The organism is Candidatus Zixiibacteriota bacterium, assembly GCA_018820315.1.
GTDB lineage: Bacteria > Zixibacteria > MSB-5A5 > JAABVY01 > JAHJOQ01 > JAHJOQ01.
In genome coordinates, this window is the sequence record JAHJOQ010000030.1 from 38,694 (window position 1) to 56,167 (window position 17,474).

A 17,474-nucleotide genomic window follows, 5' to 3' on the forward strand; every position below is an offset into this window, starting at 1 on the left:
GCTAAGCTGATGCCAAAAAAAGGACTAATAGGAATAGTTCTGTCGCTGGCGGGAGTAGCAATTGTGTTGTACATGCTGCTTCCCACAGATCTGGCCGCGCAAGGATTGCCGAAGATCTCCGTTGAAGTTACCGAGGCGAACAGTCCGAAGGATCTTTCCACAACGCTTCAGATTGTACTTCTGCTGACAGTTCTGACACTTGCGCCATCGATTGTGATGATGCTGACATCCTTCACGAGAATCGTAATCGTACTGTCGTTTGTAAGGCAGGCGATCGGCACTCAGCAGATGCCACCGGCTCAACTGATTGTCGGACTTTCGCTAATCCTGACGATTTTCATCATGGCACCTATCATCGGTCAAGTTCACAAGGATGCAATCAAACCATATCTCGACGGTGAGATTTCACAGGAAGAGACGTACGAGAGAGGCATGCAGCCTATCCGGGAATTCATGCTCAAGCAGACCAGAGAGAAGGATATTGCGCTGTTTGTTAAATTCTCCGGAATGGAACGACCACAGAACGCGCAAGACATTCCGATATGGGTCCTGATTCCTGGTTTCATCATATCTGAATTGCGGATTGCGTTTCAGATTTCATTTGTCGTGTTCATACCGTTTCTGGTAATAGACATGGTGGTGGCATCGGTCTTGATGTCAATGGGTATGCTCATGCTGCCGCCAATCATGGTGGCACTACCTTTCAAGATACTACTGTTTGTGCTGGTGGATGGGTGGTATCTGTTGGTGAATTCACTTGTGATGAGCTTCTATAAGTAGGAGTACCATGACTGTAGATTTCGTACTGGGGCTTGGGAGAGAGGCGATCATGCTGACCTTGCTGGTTGCAGGCCCCATGCTTGCTTTCGGACTGATCATCGGATTGATAATCTCGATTTTTCAGGCTGTCACACAGATTCACGAAATGACACTGACATTCATCCCGAAGATTGTGGCAGTTGCATTCGCACTGATCCTGTTCCTGCCGTGGATGATCTCAATCGTCACTGACTTCACAACCCGACTCTTCGAGTCGATTCCGGGTCTGGTCGGGTAAAAAGCGAAACTCGGCTGCGGATAAGTGCCTGAGAGCCAGCCTGCTTTGTCGATTCTCGCGAAAAGATTTCCTCATTTTGGAAAATAATTCCCCCAAACAAGCCTCATAATGTCTGCGATTGGTTCCCGAATGGGCGCAACATGCCGTAACACAATAGCTTAGGTAGTGTGGCGGAGTCGGGCATAAGGTTTGCAAAGTGTCAGTGCAGTATGATTGACACGAAACACCGACTTGCGAGACCGACTGAATGAACTCAATCTTCGATATCACACAAAGCCAGATAGAGATCTTTCTACTGAGCATGTTTCGTTCGGCCGGCATAATGGCCACAGCGCCGATCTTCAGTCACAAGACACTCCCGGTGCAGATCAAGTTCGCTTTCGCGATGATTCTTTCATTCCTAATCTTCCCGTTTGCGAAACCAGCTGTGTTTGTTTCACCGTCTGGCCTTCTTGAGCTCCTCGGCGTTGGCGTGACAGAATTCTTGCTGGGCGCTCTGATCGGATTCATGTTCTACCTGCTGTTCATAGGAGTTCAGTTTGCCGGTGGGCTCATCGGTTTCCAGGTTGGCTTCGCTATTGTCAACGTCATAGATCCAACGACATCACAGAATATATCGATCATTGGTCAGTTCCAGTTTTTGCTCGCGACACTTCTCTTCCTGATGATGGATGGTCATCACATGATTTTGTCCGGCATGGTGGACAGCTTCAAGCTGGTTCCCATGGCGACTGTCCAGTTACACATTCAGAATGCAAATGAGCTGATTCGCATGAGTGCCGGGGCGTTTGTGATCGCCGTGAAAATAGCCAGCCCGGTAATGCTGGCACTTCTCCTTACAGATTGCGCACTCGGTGTGCTCTCGAGGACCGTCCCACAGATGAACATTTTCATAGTTGGCTTTCCACTGAAGATCATGATCGGCTTGTTCGTCGTGGGAATATCACTACCGATATTCGCATACATTTTTCAACAGAGTCTGATGAGGCTTCAGGACGGCCTCAGTCAGATGATAGTCTCGTTAGCGAGGTAACCATTGGCTGACCAGCCCGCACAGGAAAAAACCGAGCCGGCAACCCCGAGAAGGCGTCGTGAGGCGCGCAAAGAGGGAAAGGTCGCAAAATCGCAGGAATTGTCATCGCTGATGATACTCCTGTTCGGGCTAGCGACTATGTACTTCGCGATTCCCTTTTCGATTGGGCACATAAAGGAGCTTGCGATATTTGTGTTCTCCAACGCCGCTGAACACGCAGTAACTGCATCGAGCTTCAGCCTGTATTTCAAGCAGGGAATGATGACATTTGCAATCGCAACCGGTCCTATAGTCCTCGTTTTGGTCGTGATAGGCACCGTATCAAACGTCCTTCAGGTCGGTTTTGTCGTCAGCACAAAGCCTCTTGAGCCGAAGTTGGAGAAGCTTGACGTGTTCAAGGGCATAATGAAGCTTCTCTCAACCAAGTCACTTTTTGAACTTGGGAAAGACGTGTTCAAGCTGGCGCTCATCGGCGTTGTCGGGTATTACGCTGTTAGTTCAGAATTGAAGTTCGTGAATCAGCTTCCCGACATGTCTGTCTCTCAAGTGCTCAGCTTCATCGGAGCTGCAATGTTCCGTGTCGCACTCAAGTGCAGTCTGATGCTTGCGGTGTTGGCTGTAGCTGATTACGCCTTCCAGAAATGGGATTTTGAAAAATCGATAAGAATGACCAAGCAGGAGATAAAGGAAGAGATGAAACACACAGAAGGTGATCCCCTGGTCAAGAGCCGCATCCGCCACTTACAGCGGGATGCCGCATTCCGACGGATGATGTCCGACGTGCCGAAGGCTGATGTAGTGGTGACCAACCCGATTCATCTCGCCGTAGCGCTAAAATACGACACGGAGACTATGGATGCCCCTGTTGTCGTCGCCAAAGGACAAAGGCTCATAGCAGAACGCATAAAAGAAATCGCGAGGGAGCATGACATCCCCGTGATCGAGAATAGGCCATTGGCCCGCGCTTTGTTCAAGGCGTGTGATACCGGCATGCAGATTCCGGTGAGCCTATTCAGAGCGGTGGCTGAAGTGCTGGCATACGTTTACAGATTGAAGGGCGGATATTGATGCCATCAGCTCCGTCGACAACGAGCGGATTCGGTAAACACGCCGATATCTTCCTGGCGCTTGGCGTAATGTGTATCTTGATTGTACTCGTTATACCTGTGCCGCCGGCTCTTCTCGATGTGCTTCTGGCATTCAACATATCGTTTTCGATTATAGTACTGCTTACGACGCTCTATATCAATCGTCCGCTCGAACTCTCCGTGTTCCCCGGTATGCTGCTCGTTGTCACGCTGCTTAGACTATCACTCAACGTGGCATCGACGAGATTGATTCTGGGCGAGGCCTTCGCGGGCGACGTTATCAATGCATTCGGCACATTTGTTGTCAAAGGCAATTATGTCGTTGGTTTCATCGTATTCCTGATTCTGGTCGTTATCCAGTTTGTGGTCATCACTAAAGGAGCCGGCAGGATTTCCGAGGTGGCCGCGAGATTCACTCTCGATGCGATGCCCGGCAAACAGATGGCTATCGATGCTGATCTAAATGCGGGGTTGGTCACCGAAGCTGATGCACGTAGGCGACGAGAAGATATTTCCAAGGAGGCGGATTTCTACGGAGCTATGGATGGTGCCTCCAAATTCGTTCGCGGTGACGCCATTGCCGGAATACTGATTACGATCATTAATGTCATCGGTGGATTCATAATCGGCGTGCTCCAGAAAGGCATGCCGATCAAGGAAGCACTGACTACATATACACTGCTCTCTGTTGGTGATGGTCTTGTGTCGCAGGTCCCAGCGCTGATCATCGCAACATCGGCGGGACTTCTGGTGACGCGTGCAGCATCAAGCGCCAACCTCGGTTCGGAAATGAGCCGACAATTGTTGAGTCGTCCCAGGGCAATTCTCATAGCGTCCGGAATTCTTTTCTTCTTTGCACTCATGCCGGGTCTTCCATCGATTCCTTTCGGCATCCTCGGAATTCTCGTCGGAATCACCGGCATCACGCTCTCCAAGTCACAGCGAGAGGCGAAGAAGAATGCGCAGGGTGACACCGAAGTACAGCGTCCAGAACATGAAGAAACTCCCGAGGCGCAGGCTGAAGATTTCTTACGACTCGACACGCTGGAGCTGGAGATCGGTTACGGACTGATCCCCCTCGTCGATGTACAGCAGGAAGGTGATTTGCTGGCACGGGTCGGCATGATTCGCAAGCAGCTCGCACAGGAGCTTGGAATTATAGTACCTCCGATCAGGATTCGCGATAATGTCCAACTGAAGCCGAATCAGTACGAGTTGAAAGTAAAAGGCATCACGGTCGCTAAATACGAGTTGATGGTCGACCACCTTCTCGCGATCAATCCCGGCAATCTGAAAGATGATCTGGAAGGATTCAAGTCTGTTGACCCGGCCTTCGGACTGCAAGCGAAGTGGATCATAGCGAATCTCAAGGATCTTGCTGAAATGAAAGGCTTCACAGTCGTCGAGCCTGCTGCCGTAATCGCCACACATCTAACAGAAGTGGTGAAGGAACATGCTGCTGAAGTGCTCACCAGACAGGATGTTCAGAATCTGATCGACGGAGTCAAGAAGGATGCGCCGGCGGCGATCGATGGAGTCATTCCTGAGATCGTCTCACTCGGTGTGCTCCACAAAGTGATGCAAAACCTGCTTGAAGAGCGGGTTCCGATCAGAGACATGCAATCGATCCTCGAAGTAATAGCCGACTACGGCGAAGCCACCAAGGACCCGGATGTGTTGAGCGAATATTCACGACTTGCCCTGCGGAGGACAATCACGAACATGTTCCTCAATCCAGAGGGTAAGATCAATGTCTTCACACTCGATCCGAATATCGAAAAAATTCTGACTGACTCAGTGCAGGCGCAGAAGTCGGGGCTTACATTTGTTCTGCCCCCGGAGGTTTCGGAAAGAATATTGCAGAAGGTAACAGTCGAGGCAGAGAAGCTTGCCAGTGCCGGAGAAATTCCGCTCGCATTGGTTCCCGCCAATCTGAGACTCGCGTTGCGCAGGCTGTTGGCATCAGTCAGGCCGACGGTATCCGTACTCTCGTACAATGAGATTATACCGGAAATCGAAGTTTATTCAGTAGCCATAATAGGGTTGGGCGAAAATGCGAATTAGAAATTTCCAAGCGGAGACTGTCTCCGAAGCTCTGGGATTGGTCAAGAGGGAACTTGGTTCCGATGCGATCATCCTGAAGACGACCCCACTCGATGCACGCGATGGACGAAATCATCCCGGTGGAAGAGTCTTCCAGGTCACTGCCTGCGTGGATGATGGCACAATCTCATCGGGCGGAGTGGGGCATAACAATTCAAAGAGTGTCGAGAATGTTGCTTCTGCAGAAAGCATTTCTGAAGTAATGGACATTCTTAGAGAGCTTCAAAAAGATGTCAGATATCTTGCCTTCGCAGGCAAGACCTGCGCTGTCGGTGAGCGCATAAGCGAGCACCTGACTCCACACTACATAAACCTCGTCGACCAGGATATCGATGCGACATTGGCCGAGAGCATTCTTGCAGACATAGAAAAATCTGAGATCGACCTGACTGACGAGATATTGGTCCGCAGTGCGATAATCTCGGAGATCAGCGAAAGACTCACTGAGCCTGCCGACGTGAAGCTGTATGCAGGGAAGGCGACCAGCATCGCGCTGATTGGGCCTCCCGGCTCAGGGAAGAGTTCTCTGACAGCCAAGGTGGCGTCGCATTTCCTTTTCAAGAAGAAGACGAAAGTCACACTATCGACACTGGACGATTTCAAGCCATCCGCTTCGGATGAACTCAAGAGATTCGCCGATATTCTCAAAATACCGTGCGTATCGGGTGCACCGTCTCATCGCGATCTCGCATCAGCAGGTATCGTGCTGATCGATACTCCCGGTATCCCGGTAGGAGCGGTTTCAGAGCGAGACAGCATCTTAGAGAAACTCGATCGGCTTAGCGTAGATGAAATCTGGCTTGTTTTTCCTGCCTACTGTCGATGGCAGGATTTGCGAAGATGGCATAGTTTCTTCAAGCCAGTAGGAATAACGGCAACGGCACTAACATTTCTCGATCAGACTCATGTGTATGGTTCGGCTATTAACCTCTCGATTCTCGAGAAGGTCAGATTTTCTTTCTTCTCGACGGGCAGAGCCTCTGCCGCAGATTTGCAGGTCGCCAATATGAAGAATCTGGCTGGAAAGGTGGTCGGTACGATTGGGGTGCGCATATGACACAAACATCTGACATGAAAACCAGGCTGGCAGCCCTTTCTCGTCCACTCACTCTGACGGTGACTTCGGGTAAGGGAGGTGTCGGCAAGAGCGTTATTTCGCTTTCGTTAGCGGTCAAGCATGCTTTCGATGGCATCAGGACTCTTTTGATTGACGCTGATCTTGGACTCGGAAACCAGCACATACTGACCGGTCAGACGCCGGTGTTCACTATCGAAGATGTTCTTGCAGCCACTTGCAGGCTTGAAGAATCGATTCTCTCGATTTCGGAGAATTTCAGCCTTCTGCCGGCAGGTAGCGGGTTCAGCAATGCTGACTGGAGATTCGCGCACAGCGTGGAAGATAGCAGGACAATGCTGGAATGGCTGAAAGCAAATTTTGATTTGATAATTGTAGATAGTGGCGCGGGGATATCGTCGAAAGTTACGACCGTAGCCAGACTGTCCGATATAGTCCTGCTCGTGACAACACCCGACATCGCCGCGGTTGCAGATTCATATGCGGTTGCAAAGTACCTGCTAACGACTGACCCATCTGCCAGGATAGGAGTCACAGTCAACCGCGCAGATACAGATCAGGAAGGAAAACGCACATCGGAGAATCTTCGCCTGATGATGGAGAAGTTTCTCAAGCACAAGATTCCAGCTATGTCTCACATATGTGAGTACCGGGGTCTTCGGCCTATCGTGTTGAATCACAGTATCTTGACTGCTGGATTTGGCGATTCGCAGTGGAGCGACTCGATTGAGACGACTGCCCGGATGCTGACGACGTGCATTCCACCAGACCTAAGCCTATGGGCGAAAGCTCATTGGGGTGCGAGAGATCCACTCTCAGCACTAAATCTCAAATCAGAAAATGACGATATCATTAATATAGCTCCAGAGCCGACGGTGAAATCTGTCCAAGTTGAGGGCTCTCTGCTAACTTCAAGGAAGGACTCTCTATGAAGGCGAAGGAAGAAATCTGGGTGGCCTATCGCCAGACCGGCGATCCGGAAACCCGGGAACAGCTTCTGGTTAAGTATCTGCCTCTCGTGAAAAACGTGGCTGGCCGCATGGCTATGGGATTCCCGAAGTCAGTCGAACTTTCTGATCTTGTAAATACTGGAGTAATCGGTTTGATAGAGGCCTTCAGCAATTTCGATCCGGATCGTGGTGTGAAGTTTGAAACCTATGCAGTACCGCGTATCCGTGGTGCGATTCTCGATGAACTCAGAGCACTTGATTGGGTGCCGAGATCCACGCGAGCCAAGTCGCGCGAGATCGATAGAGCGCTCGTCAAACTTGAAAACGATCTTGGAAGAAATCCCAACAATGACGAACTCGCGGATCATCTGGATATCAGCTTGTCCGATCTGCACCATGCTCTCAGGGATGTGTCCGGCACTACAATACTCTCGCTCGACGAGATGATATACGGCGAAGAGGATAACAGACAGATTCCCCGCGTGGAGGCTGTCGAAGATCACTCTAGAGACAGCGTGATTGCCACTATCGAAAAGGATGAGTTGAGGGCATTTCTGGTTGTGGCGATATCGAATCTCTCTGAACAGGAGAAGCTTGTCATCGCGCTCTATTACTACGAGGAGTTGACGCTTAAGGAAATAGGCGAAGTAATGCAGATCTCCGAGTCTCGCGTATCTCAGATCCATACTAAATCGATCATGAAGCTTCGGGGTATGGTGAGGGAGAAGTTTGGACTATAGTCTTTTGAGGTATTTAGCATGGTTCGGCCAATTGACATAGCTGACCACATGGCCAAGACGCTGGCGGCTGAGAAGGTCAATCAGATTCAGAAGGCAGCACCAGACATGGATCAGCGGCAATTTGCCATGCAGCTCGAAAACAAGATGACTCAGAAACAGGAACAAACTGCACCACTGCCAAAGACGGACGAAGTGATTATTCACAGAGACAAGCAACAAAATGAGAAACAGAAAAAGAAAAGGGATATGAATAAGGATAAGAATAAGAAGCAATCGCAGCCTCACCTGGATGTGAAGGCTTAAGAGGGTGGGATGAGCAATTACCAAATATTGGAAATCGTATTGGATGGACTGTTTTTCGCAACAGTCGCCGCGATCGCTGTCATATTCGCGGTTATCCGCGAAAGGTCTGTCCGTGAAGCTCAGTCAGAGCAAGTGCCGAACCGCTCGATCGCATTCCCCAAAATCATGAATGACGTTGTCACATGCATGCCGACTTCAGCCGATCTCATCGAGAACACTGGCATGGGAGCGAGAGTAATCAACCGACTGACCGGTCCATCTGTTGGACACAATAGCAAGGACACAAGGCTGGCAGTCAGTTTAACCAGAGCGGAACGCGAGTTCATGTCAAGCATCATAGAAGAAGGATCTCGGCAGACAGCCTGAGGAAGGAATTCAAACATGACACATGATTCACCACTATACCTGCAGAAGATTGAATGCCCCGTATGCAAGACGGTGAATGAATTTGATACGATCAAAGTAGGCGCATACGTAGAGGGAGGGCGAGACACTGACTTTTGTCCCACAGAAATCAAGTGGAAAGACACAAGATATCAGAGATTCCATCCTCTGCTATACTTCATGGCTACTTGTTCGAGCTGCTTCTTCACAAGAGAATATACGGCCAAGTTTAAGGACTGGAAGAATGACACGGCGTTTAGAAACTATAAGCTAGCGCCAATGAAGCAGAAGCATGCGCTAATCCTTGCGGAAGACCAGAATGTCATCAAGATGCTCGGTGACAATATAGATATTCAGAAATGCCCTCATCAGACAGCGATAAACAAGCTACTTCTGGGAATATACGATGAGATGCTGTCCGATCGTCCGTCGGTACTTGATGTTGCAAGGTATTTCGTCAGAGTCGGCTGGATGTTCAGAGAATGCACCTCTCCCAAGTCCGAAGTCGAAAACATCTATTTCAGCTATGTATCCAACCTTGAGGATCACGTGAGGAATCTCGACAGCATATATAATAAGTTCGAAGACGTCCGTCTTAAACTTCACAATTCTGTAAAGAATCATCTAGAAGATACAGGGTTTACGACTGAAGCGATCTCCGGCGAATTACGTGAAGGATACAGCCAGGCTCTGGCATTCCTCTCAGGGGCAGGAGAGCGTCTCGAAGCTTCCGTTCGTCGCTTCCAGGAAATGATTCGCATCAGCACTGACAGCATTCAGATTGTCGGCGATGATGATGTGTTTGCGACGCCATACGGTGGCTACGATTCCTACCGTGAGTTCCTGAAGCAGTTGAGGACCAGTTGGGACTTCGTCCCTCTCAGCGAGCATGATGCGCTCAGGATGTCATTCAGATTCTACAAGAACGCTTATGAAGCGGGTCATCAGGTATCATCAGGAAATCAACAAATTCAAGTGGAGTACATACTTGGCGAGCTTTGCAGGAGACTTGGAACTCACGACGAGGCGAAAAAGTATTTCAATGCCGCAATCAGGAGTTCGCAGGAGTTTGTCTATCAGAACAAGGGAGATATGGCTCGAACTGCACTAGCGCGCAAGATTCTTGAATTAGCACTTGCACAGGGAAAGCTGAATCTTAAGGAAAGCGAAAAGGTCTGAGATAGATGCGTGCAGATAAGACAGGCACTGTAAAATTAGTCACCCCGGAATTGTCGATCTGGGACAAGCTTGAACTTGAGTTTCTGCTCGGGGGCAGGTCCGGGACATATCTGACGCGCATTGAGGGTTTCGAGGAAGAATGCCCCATAATTGCCCGACCGGAGTGGCTTAGCGGAGAGCCTCTATTCTGCGAAGGCTCTCCCTGTGGTGTAACCTACTTCGGTCCAGTATGTGCATACAGGTTCGCGAGCAAAGTGCTGCGGAGTTTCACGTCGAATCAGAGGGAGATGTACGTTCTTGCGGCACCGCGGAGTTTCGAGCGGATTCAGAGAAGAAGATTTGCGAGAGTAGAAATATCAATTGCATTTCGATTCAAGGAAGTCTCAAGAGTTATTGCAGGCACCGAAAGATATGATGACCTAGAGTGGCAGCACTCATCCACCCATGACCTGTCCGCTGGCGGCATTCTTTTCAGTAGCGATCATGCGATCAAGCCCGGTTCAATCCTTTCAGTGCAGCTATCATTGCCCGCGACTGGCTGGGTGTTTCGAACTCTGGCGAAGGTCGCGCGCTGTGAGAGAGATGTCGCCGGGATGTGGCTAATCGGGTTCGAACTGATCTCTCGTGAGGAGTTTTCAGTGAAGATTGGTAATATCGATCTGTCGTTCTTTCCAGAACCTTATCAAACGTTCGGTGAGAACGAACGCAATCTGATTTCGAACTTTGTATTCAACGAAGAAGTGAAAATCCGACGAAGAGAATATCACAAGGAGAGTGAATTGTGAACATGGATGTGAGATCAAAAACAGAGCGCGGCGAGTGGTCCGTCCAGTTAGAAGAGGCGCGAAGTGTACAATCGAAACAGAGACGGCGCTATGTCAGACTTGATATTACGTCGCCCATCGACATTAAGCTTCTCGTCCCTGCATCAGAAGAGAACGAAACAGCCGGAATGATCCCGTTCCGTGGTGAAGTGATTAACGTCTCCGCTGGCGGGATGCTTATCGAATCTACTGATGCGATGCCTGAGGACGAATATATTGTACTCGAATTCGAGTTGAATGCTACAGCGAAGCTGACTGGGATAGTCGGAAAGATTAAACGCTGCGACACAGAGGATGAATCGAGACATTATATCGGTATCGAGTTCTGTACGAAAGAGGATATCGATCGGAACTGTCCTGCAGAGTATCAGCAGTTACTCAAGGAGCAGTGCACGAGCTTTGACGAGAAAGTGCGCGAATTGATTAATAAGCATGTATTTAGGTTGAAGACTGCCGGAGGCGTGACGGGGAAGGTCAAATGATCAAGTCGCTCGCAATCGCGCTGATCATTCTCGTTTGGGTATCGAATTGCGCTTACGCGGACCGCGATCAGTCATTTGCAATCTGTTTCCAGGGCGCTGAAGAGGGCTTTCAGGAACTTCAGCTGCCGGACAGGATTTACAGTAGAATTGTCGGATTCCCTGGAATAGGAATTGCAACACCAGAAGCAACTGAAGCTGCGTTGAAGGAGAATCCCTTCCCTGAAACCAGGTACTTCGTGCCAGACGCGATGATAAACCTTGCTGGAACTGTAGGGGTGAGGTACCTGATCTGGTTGAAAGTCGAGAAGGCGGATACTCAGAAATCTGCACACACGTTCATTCCTTACGTGTTCAGGAGTCAACACAGAAAATACATTCTCGGTGTTCGCATGTACGTAGTGGACTCCTTTGTCGGTGAGACAGTTGCTGCCGAGTACTTCGAAGCAAACAGAAAAGGTCCGGCGGTGATGTCGTATCTCGATTACGATAAGAATGATCCGGGGCTTGTCCAGGATTACACTTCTGTTAGGGCGAAATTTGTCGAGATGGCAGAAGAGATATCCGACAAGATCGCTGAAGAGATTATGAAGGTGGCCCATAACCGATAGGCGGCAGGATGTCGACAGCTATTGAATCCAGGAATCAAACCCCGCACCGTCAGCGGTTAACACCCATCGAATTATCACATCTGCCATTTCCGACATTCTTCACGGAGCAGGACTGCGACTCTATAGTCGTTAATGACCTGTTCAGACCATACATCGATTGCGAAGATACAGGTCAGTACACGACATCTCTCGAAAAACTCGAAAGTATGTTCGGTGTATCTCTGAAGCAGTTGATTTGTAATGTGATCGACTCCGGTGCCAGAATAAGCCTTGAAGAGATCAACTTCTCGGACTGTTCGGGATTCATGAGATGTGCGACACTTCACCTCATCCCAACAGTAGTCACGAATGATGGCAGCACCGGTTGTGCAGGGATTCTTGTAGATCGGACCAAATCCTGGAGGCTGTCGCAACGACTCAATCTTGTGCAAAGCGAGCTCTCTATAGTGTCACAAGTCAGCGCCCAACTCGGCGCCACAATGGAGGCTGAGAATATCCTCAAGATCGTGCTCATAGCGGTTACTGCCAGAGAAGGACTCGGATTCAACAGGGCATTCGTCTTTCTTGTCGATGAGAATTCCCGAGAACTGGTTGGGTGTCATGCTATCGGTCCGATCAATGCGGAAGAGGCTGGAAGAATTTGGGGGACGATCCCTGACGAAGGCAAAGACTTAAGAAGCATCATCAGGAGCTATCGCAGGAGCATCCAGTTGTCGAGCATGGAAACCGATCGAATTGTCAGACAGCAGATACTCCCGTTCGACGACAAGCATTCACCGTTAGCCAACTCGATCCTATCGAGAAAGCCAATCCGTGTTACCGACATGCAGCAGCTGTCGACTTTGGCAGATGCCACGGGCCGATTGCTGTGTGCCCCTGAACTCGCAATTGCCCCGCTTTACACGAGGAAAAGAGTGCTCGGAGTGATTGCTGCTGACAATCTGATTACTGGACGTCGAATCTCCGAAACCGACCTTGAACAGCTGCAGATGTTCGCAAGTCAGGCCGCCACAGCGCTTGAAAGAGCGCACTTGTATGAAAATCTTCAATCATATACTGGGAAGATTGAAAAAGTTAACAGGCAGCTTGAGGAAACTCAAAAAGAGATAATTCGCATGGAGAAGCTCTCATTGATGGGAGAGATGACATACCGGATCGCTCATGAATTGCGCAACCCTCTAACAGTAATAGGAGGGTTCGCTGGTCTTCTCGTGAAATCTGATGGACTCTCCGAGACCGCAATTGAACGTGCCGAGATTATTCAGAAGGAATCGCGGCGCATTGAAAAGCATCTCGACATTCTCCTCGACTTCTCGAAGTCATACTCGCAGGAATGCGAAAGCGTCGATCTCAACATGCTTGCTCGCGATGTCGTGCGGATGGTGGAACCAGCATTTCTGAAGCGTGGCATTAGTGTGCAATCTGTAGCAGGTGACAGCGCTGTGATTGTGCAGGCTCACAAGGACCTGCTTCTCCACGGTCTTTACAACGTTGTCGGAGTTCTCGGCGAACTATCTCCTAAGGGCGCCCTTTGGAGATTGATAAGCACGGGTGAAGAGGATGCCAGTGTGATCGAAGTGCTGCCGGATGATCAGACGATGGATCGCGAAACGGCCATTGGAGTCCTTAAAGGCTTTGTCCAGAGTCAGACGAGTACAGCCGATTTGCGACTCGCTCTTGCAAATGAGGCAATAAGCTATAACGGCGGACATCTGGGCTGCGAATTACACGAACAGCAGCCTCGAATATACATGTCATTTCAGAAGTAGGGGTGTAATGATGCCTAACAAAATACTGATAGTCGATGATGAGGAGAACATCAGAAAACTGTACACGGCCGAACTCAAGGCCGAAGGTTATGAAGTATCGTCGGTCGATTCCGGCGAAGCGGCATTGGATTGGGTAGCGAAAGAAGCACCGGATCTTGTGGTGCTTGATATCAAAATGGCCGAGAGAGATGGTCTTGATATTCTCGGCAGCATCAAACGAGACAACCGTGAACTGCCGGTGGTGTTGAATTCGGCATACACTATCTACAAAGATGATTTCAACTCATGGCTGGCTGATGCATACGTCGTCAAGTCCTCAGACTTAAATGAATTGAAGACCAAGATTAGGGAGATTCTATCAATCTGATGGTGAGAACTGTCGCAAAATCGGAAACCGACTGGGGAGCAGTGGAAAGCCTGGTCGAAGAAATTCGAGTAACGACGCTGAATCTGGCGATTGCTGCTACGAAATTCAGCGGAGGGAGCGAGGCGAGAGCCTCGGTTCGCAAATCGACAAGTGATCTTGTGAACCTATGTCTCGACACTGTCAACAGGGTGACGAGTGTCCTCAAGACGGCTGCTGCAGGTGAAGCGGCACGGGAGGTAGATTCCGAGAAGTATCTTTCAGAGCTCGAAACAGTGGAAATAAATATCCGCGATAGGTCGAAGCAAATAATGGAACTCCTGCGCGGAATTGATATCTCTGATCCCGAATGACCGACAAGACAGAAGTATTTAGCCAGATTCGTGCCGGTGCCCTTCAGATTGGCTGGGATCGTTCCGATACAAATATCAGATTGTCTTGAAAGGATGAAGCTTGAACAAGCGCATAGAAAGACTCCTGGTGATCATAACTTCAGAGGGCGGACCTCCTGTAGTTCACTCAATTCTGTCACAGCTGGAGACTGATTTCCCGGTCCCGATTGTGATCTGTCAGGGATATCAAACAGGTACGGTTAAGGCTCTCTGCAATGTCTGGAACAAGACATCGCAGTTGACCGTCAAATACGCGGGTGATGTTAATCCTCTACTGCCCGGTTCAGTGTGTGTGCTGCCACACAATTGTAAAGCGAAGATCGACACCTCCTCAAGTGTGCCATGCATGGTGAAAAGTAGAATGGGAAGCGGGGAGAATGAAGGGGACCCGGTTGCGAAGTTGCTTGAATCGGCAGGGGAAGCGTATGGTAGTGAGTTGAAGCTCGCGCTTGCAGGAGGACAGAAGAAGGGTATGGATGAATTCCAGGACATCGTGCAGGTGGTTTCAGGCAGCGGAGGCACTGTATGCTCTGTCATGGAGACTGGAGCGATTGCTACTGGGAAACTCTTGCGAAAAGGCGATGATGTTTCTCTTGTGAGCTCTGACGAATTCGTCGCTTCACTCTATGCGTGGATAGGACGATCCAGGAAGACATCACAGACGAGTTGACCGGATTCGTATCCGAGCTACCGACAATTCGAGAAAGAAGATATTGTTATGGATATGCACTGGAGGTCACGTGGATGAGACGTTGAATGTCCTTGTCGTGGATGATGAGGCGATTCTCCGAAATCTTCTCGACAAGATCCTGAAGAGGGAAGGTTATAGTGTGTTTCTGGCACAATCAGCAATGGAAGCGCTTCAGACTCTGAGCGACAACAAGATCGATATTGTGCTTTCTGATGTGAAGATGCCGGAAATGGATGGTTTTGCGCTGCTTAGGAAAATCAAAGAGGAGCATCCCGGGGTTGGCACTATTATGATGACCGGATACGAAGATGCGTTTTCGGTCAAGGACGCATTGCTGCTCGGCGCCGATGATTATATCACCAAACCATTCAAGAGTATCGAAGTCAGCATGATTATTGAGCGAGCCTACTGGCGGAGTCTCGCGAACAAGAGGAAAGCCGAGTCGACACTAAGACAGTAATTAGATCCGTCACACCACCGACATCGCAATAATCACATAGAACGGGGCACCTTCTTGCGTAATGCACAACTGCGCCTTTCGCATTCCTCCTGTGACGCTAGATAACTTCATTGTGAGCATAGCGCGGCAATCCCGCTATCGCTCCATGCAAAGTCGCGTCATTGCGAGCGAAGCGTGGCAATCTCGCTATCTCCCCATGCAAAGTCGCGTCATTGCGAGCGAAGCGTGGCAATCTCGCTATCTCCCCATGCAAAGTCGCGTCATTGCGAGCGAAGCGTGGCAATCTCATCGCTTCCCGCGACGATAGGTGCTACAGTGTGAGCCGAGGCTGTGTCTCTGCACGAATATAGTTGAAATAGAAAAAGAGCACCGGACGGGACTCGAACCCGCGACGTCAAGCTTGGGAAGCTTGCATTCTACCACTGAATTACCGGTGCACTCTGCACAAGTATACAATCCTGCAGTATGGTATGTCAAGCTTAGAAGCGGATGGGTTTCCAGTTGACAGTCAGCAGCTCTGACTGAATGTTGATGCTAGCTAAAGGGGAAATCATGAATCCGTTCGCTACGACATTGAGACTCGATTCATTCCTGACGCACGGAACAAGCAAGAAGTACAGAATTCTTCTTTCGGGACAAGTGGCTGTGCCGACGCATTGCTTTAAAGCAGCTCTATTTATGACAGACGATAGCGTGATCACAGAACTGGCGTATCTGATGCCGAATCAGTCGGAGACGTTGCCGGGCGATCCAGAAGATTACGAGATCGGAGTTGAGAAGATTGAGGAGATTACCGGATGGGAGTTTTTTGTAGATGTACCGTAAGGATGGGGAGTGGTTGTGAGTGAATTAGTGATCGGCGTGCTGATTGCCGGGTTGATCGGTATTGGTACGACCCTGGTTCTTGATCAGTTTCGTCGGTGGAGACTTGGGTCAGACCTGAAGAGCGCGCTCATTCCCGAATTGGAGTATTTACAGGTCCTCCTGGCGCAGGTAATAGTCGATTTGCGCCTTAAGGACCGCTCCATCGATGAAGAACTGATTAGATGGATTGTAGACATAAACTGTACTTATGACGGCCCTGACGCGCGGTCCGATGAGCAAAAGAAGCGGTTCGCCGACCTAACTTCTTTGTCGAATGATGAACTGCTCAAGTACGCGGACGCCACCGCCGTCAAAGGGAAAGGTCTTGAACTCAAGAAGTACGATCTCGCATTCATGAGATCCCAGCTGACCCAACTCTCGGTTCTTCCCACCCGAGTTCAGAGCAGCTTGTTGATCCTCCTATTTCGAATCGATATCTGGAACCAAGGAGTCGAACATTATTGGCTGTATTTTAATTGCACTTTCACAGCGAATGCCAGTCCCCAATTGATCACTGCGGCCTATGATAACTTGGGGCGAAGCTATGGTTTTCTCGCCACACAAGCGAAGAGAATCTGTGATAAGATCTCGGATACAATAAAATTGCTCCAATAGCCGCGTCATTACGCTGTGAAGTCCAAAGCCGTGCAGGGAGATGAGTAGATGGAAATAGTGCAGCTAATTCGAGATTATCTGGCAGTGATCTTGTCGTGGCCGGTTATGGCATTTATATTCGCGATGATAGCCATGAAACTCTTCAGATCTCAGATCAGCCGATTGCTTGAGAGGAAGGCTACAGTGAGAGTGGGGAACACTGAATTGCAGATCAATCAGCAGCCAGCAGAAGAGGCACCGAACAGGGAGAAAGTGTATACAGAGACAGAGCTGAATAGCCTCATTGGTGATGTTGAGAAAGTTATGGCAGAGGATCTGATGCGAGCGGACGAAGAGCTGCAAGTCTCCAAGCAGGAGATATATTCAAAAGTTGTGGATAGAATAGAATGAGCGTATCCTCTTAATAGTAAACAAGAGAACTCGGGTTTATCCGAGCAGGAGGACACGCTCATGAGGAATAGTAATGTAAGTAATTTGGAAAGTCGAGTGGAAA

At 49.5% G+C, this 17,474-nt stretch carries 23 protein-coding genes and 1 tRNA gene; 22 read left to right on the forward strand and 2 right to left on the reverse strand.

Translation table 11 applies throughout. The annotated features are described in order from the left end of the window. Positions 1-9: 9 nt before the first annotated feature. The 19 genes from fliP (at position 10) to KKH67_02980 (ending at position 15,502) form a co-directional block, all read left to right on the forward strand. Positions 10-780: a flagellar type III secretion system pore protein FliP gene (gene fliP, locus KKH67_02890; GenBank protein MBU1318123.1), complete on the forward strand. Its 771-nt coding sequence runs from the start codon at positions 10-12 to the stop codon at positions 778-780. A 7-nt stretch (positions 781-787) separates the two neighbouring features. Then, positions 788-1,057 (forward strand): flagellar biosynthesis protein FliQ, encoded by a 270-nt coding sequence (gene fliQ / locus KKH67_02895; GenBank protein MBU1318124.1) that lies wholly within the window; start codon positions 788-790, stop codon positions 1,055-1,057. Between the two features lie 247 nt (positions 1,058-1,304). Beyond that, the gene (fliR, locus tag KKH67_02900) at positions 1,305-2,090 is read left to right on the forward strand and encodes a flagellar biosynthetic protein FliR (GenBank protein MBU1318125.1); all 786 of its coding nucleotides are present in this window, start codon (positions 1,305-1,307) and stop codon (positions 2,088-2,090) included. A gap of 3 nt (positions 2,091-2,093) precedes the next feature. Then, positions 2,094-3,158, forward strand: a complete 1,065-nt coding sequence (gene flhB / locus KKH67_02905; protein ID MBU1318126.1) for a flagellar biosynthesis protein FlhB — start codon at positions 2,094-2,096, stop codon at positions 3,156-3,158. Continuing rightward, on the forward strand, positions 3,158-5,242 hold the full coding sequence (flhA, locus tag KKH67_02910) for a flagellar biosynthesis protein FlhA (protein MBU1318127.1): 2,085 nt from the start codon (positions 3,158-3,160) through the stop codon (positions 5,240-5,242). Before flhB ends, flhA begins: the two co-directional genes overlap by 1 nt. After that, on the forward strand, positions 5,232-6,338 hold the full coding sequence (locus tag KKH67_02915) for a 50S ribosome-binding GTPase (GenBank protein MBU1318128.1): 1,107 nt from the start codon (positions 5,232-5,234) through the stop codon (positions 6,336-6,338). Before flhA ends, KKH67_02915 begins: the two co-directional genes overlap by 11 nt. After that, on the forward strand, positions 6,335-7,288 hold the full coding sequence (locus KKH67_02920) for an AAA family ATPase (protein ID MBU1318129.1): 954 nt from the start codon (positions 6,335-6,337) through the stop codon (positions 7,286-7,288). The genes KKH67_02915 and KKH67_02920 overlap by 4 nt, the downstream gene beginning before the upstream one ends. After that, positions 7,285-8,046: a FliA/WhiG family RNA polymerase sigma factor gene (locus KKH67_02925; GenBank protein MBU1318130.1), complete on the forward strand. Its 762-nt coding sequence runs from the start codon at positions 7,285-7,287 to the stop codon at positions 8,044-8,046. The genes KKH67_02920 and KKH67_02925 overlap by 4 nt, the downstream gene beginning before the upstream one ends. An 18-nt stretch (positions 8,047-8,064) precedes the next feature. After that, positions 8,065-8,349, forward strand: a complete 285-nt coding sequence (locus tag KKH67_02930) for a hypothetical protein (GenBank protein MBU1318131.1) — start codon at positions 8,065-8,067, stop codon at positions 8,347-8,349. Between the two features lie 9 nt (positions 8,350-8,358). Beyond that, a complete protein-coding gene (locus tag KKH67_02935) occupies positions 8,359-8,715 on the forward strand; it encodes a hypothetical protein (GenBank protein ID MBU1318132.1) in 357 nt (118 codons plus the stop codon). Between the two features lie 15 nt (positions 8,716-8,730). Next, on the forward strand, positions 8,731-9,912 hold the full coding sequence (locus KKH67_02940) for a DUF2225 domain-containing protein (GenBank protein MBU1318133.1): 1,182 nt from the start codon (positions 8,731-8,733) through the stop codon (positions 9,910-9,912). Positions 9,913-9,917: 5 nt separating this feature from the next. Continuing rightward, positions 9,918-10,697: a flagellar brake protein gene (locus KKH67_02945; GenBank protein ID MBU1318134.1), complete on the forward strand. Its 780-nt coding sequence runs from the start codon at positions 9,918-9,920 to the stop codon at positions 10,695-10,697. Positions 10,698-10,699: 2 nt separating this feature from the next. Then, complete coding sequence (locus tag KKH67_02950; protein MBU1318135.1) at positions 10,700-11,218, forward strand: PilZ domain-containing protein; 519 nt, start codon at positions 10,700-10,702, stop codon at positions 11,216-11,218. Further along, on the forward strand, positions 11,215-11,826 hold the full coding sequence (locus tag KKH67_02955; protein ID MBU1318136.1) for a hypothetical protein: 612 nt from the start codon (positions 11,215-11,217) through the stop codon (positions 11,824-11,826). The genes KKH67_02950 and KKH67_02955 overlap by 4 nt, the downstream gene beginning before the upstream one ends. 8 nt (positions 11,827-11,834) lie before the next feature. Beyond that, positions 11,835-13,595, forward strand: a complete 1,761-nt coding sequence (locus KKH67_02960; protein ID MBU1318137.1) for a GAF domain-containing sensor histidine kinase — start codon at positions 11,835-11,837, stop codon at positions 13,593-13,595. Between the two features lie 7 nt (positions 13,596-13,602). Then, entirely contained in the window at positions 13,603-13,962 is a 360-nt protein-coding gene (locus KKH67_02965; protein ID MBU1318138.1) for a response regulator, read from the forward strand. Beyond that, entirely contained in the window at positions 13,962-14,312 is a 351-nt protein-coding gene (locus tag KKH67_02970) for a hypothetical protein (GenBank protein ID MBU1318139.1), read from the forward strand. The genes KKH67_02965 and KKH67_02970 overlap by 1 nt, the downstream gene beginning before the upstream one ends. A gap of 100 nt (positions 14,313-14,412) precedes the next feature. Beyond that, positions 14,413-15,021: a hypothetical protein gene (locus tag KKH67_02975; protein ID MBU1318140.1), complete on the forward strand. Its 609-nt coding sequence runs from the start codon at positions 14,413-14,415 to the stop codon at positions 15,019-15,021. Positions 15,022-15,091: 70 nt separating this feature from the next. Next, positions 15,092-15,502 (forward strand): response regulator, encoded by a 411-nt coding sequence (locus KKH67_02980; protein MBU1318141.1) that lies wholly within the window; start codon positions 15,092-15,094, stop codon positions 15,500-15,502. A gap of 97 nt (positions 15,503-15,599) precedes the next feature. Here the strand turns inward: KKH67_02980 and KKH67_02985 are convergent, their stop codons facing one another. Then, complete coding sequence (locus KKH67_02985) at positions 15,600-15,785, reverse strand: hypothetical protein (protein ID MBU1318142.1); 186 nt, start codon at positions 15,783-15,785, stop codon at positions 15,600-15,602. 82 nt (positions 15,786-15,867) lie between these two features. Next, positions 15,868-15,939 (reverse strand) — tRNA-Gly (locus tag KKH67_02990). Between the two features lie 94 nt (positions 15,940-16,033). On the opposite strand from KKH67_02990, the gene KKH67_02995 reads away from it, so the two are divergent. Genes KKH67_02995 through KKH67_03005 form a run of 3 tightly spaced genes read left to right on the forward strand, consistent with a single transcriptional unit; the run spans position 16,034 to position 17,371 of the window. Next, entirely contained in the window at positions 16,034-16,327 is a 294-nt protein-coding gene (locus KKH67_02995; protein ID MBU1318143.1) for a DNA/RNA non-specific endonuclease, read from the forward strand. Positions 16,328-16,342: 15 nt separating this feature from the next. After that, positions 16,343-16,981, forward strand: coding sequence for a hypothetical protein (locus KKH67_03000; protein ID MBU1318144.1), 639 nt, complete (start codon positions 16,343-16,345; stop codon positions 16,979-16,981). 48 nt (positions 16,982-17,029) lie between these two features. Next, the gene (locus KKH67_03005) at positions 17,030-17,371 is read left to right on the forward strand and encodes a hypothetical protein (protein ID MBU1318145.1); all 342 of its coding nucleotides are present in this window, start codon (positions 17,030-17,032) and stop codon (positions 17,369-17,371) included. Positions 17,372-17,474: the final 103 nt, after the last annotated feature.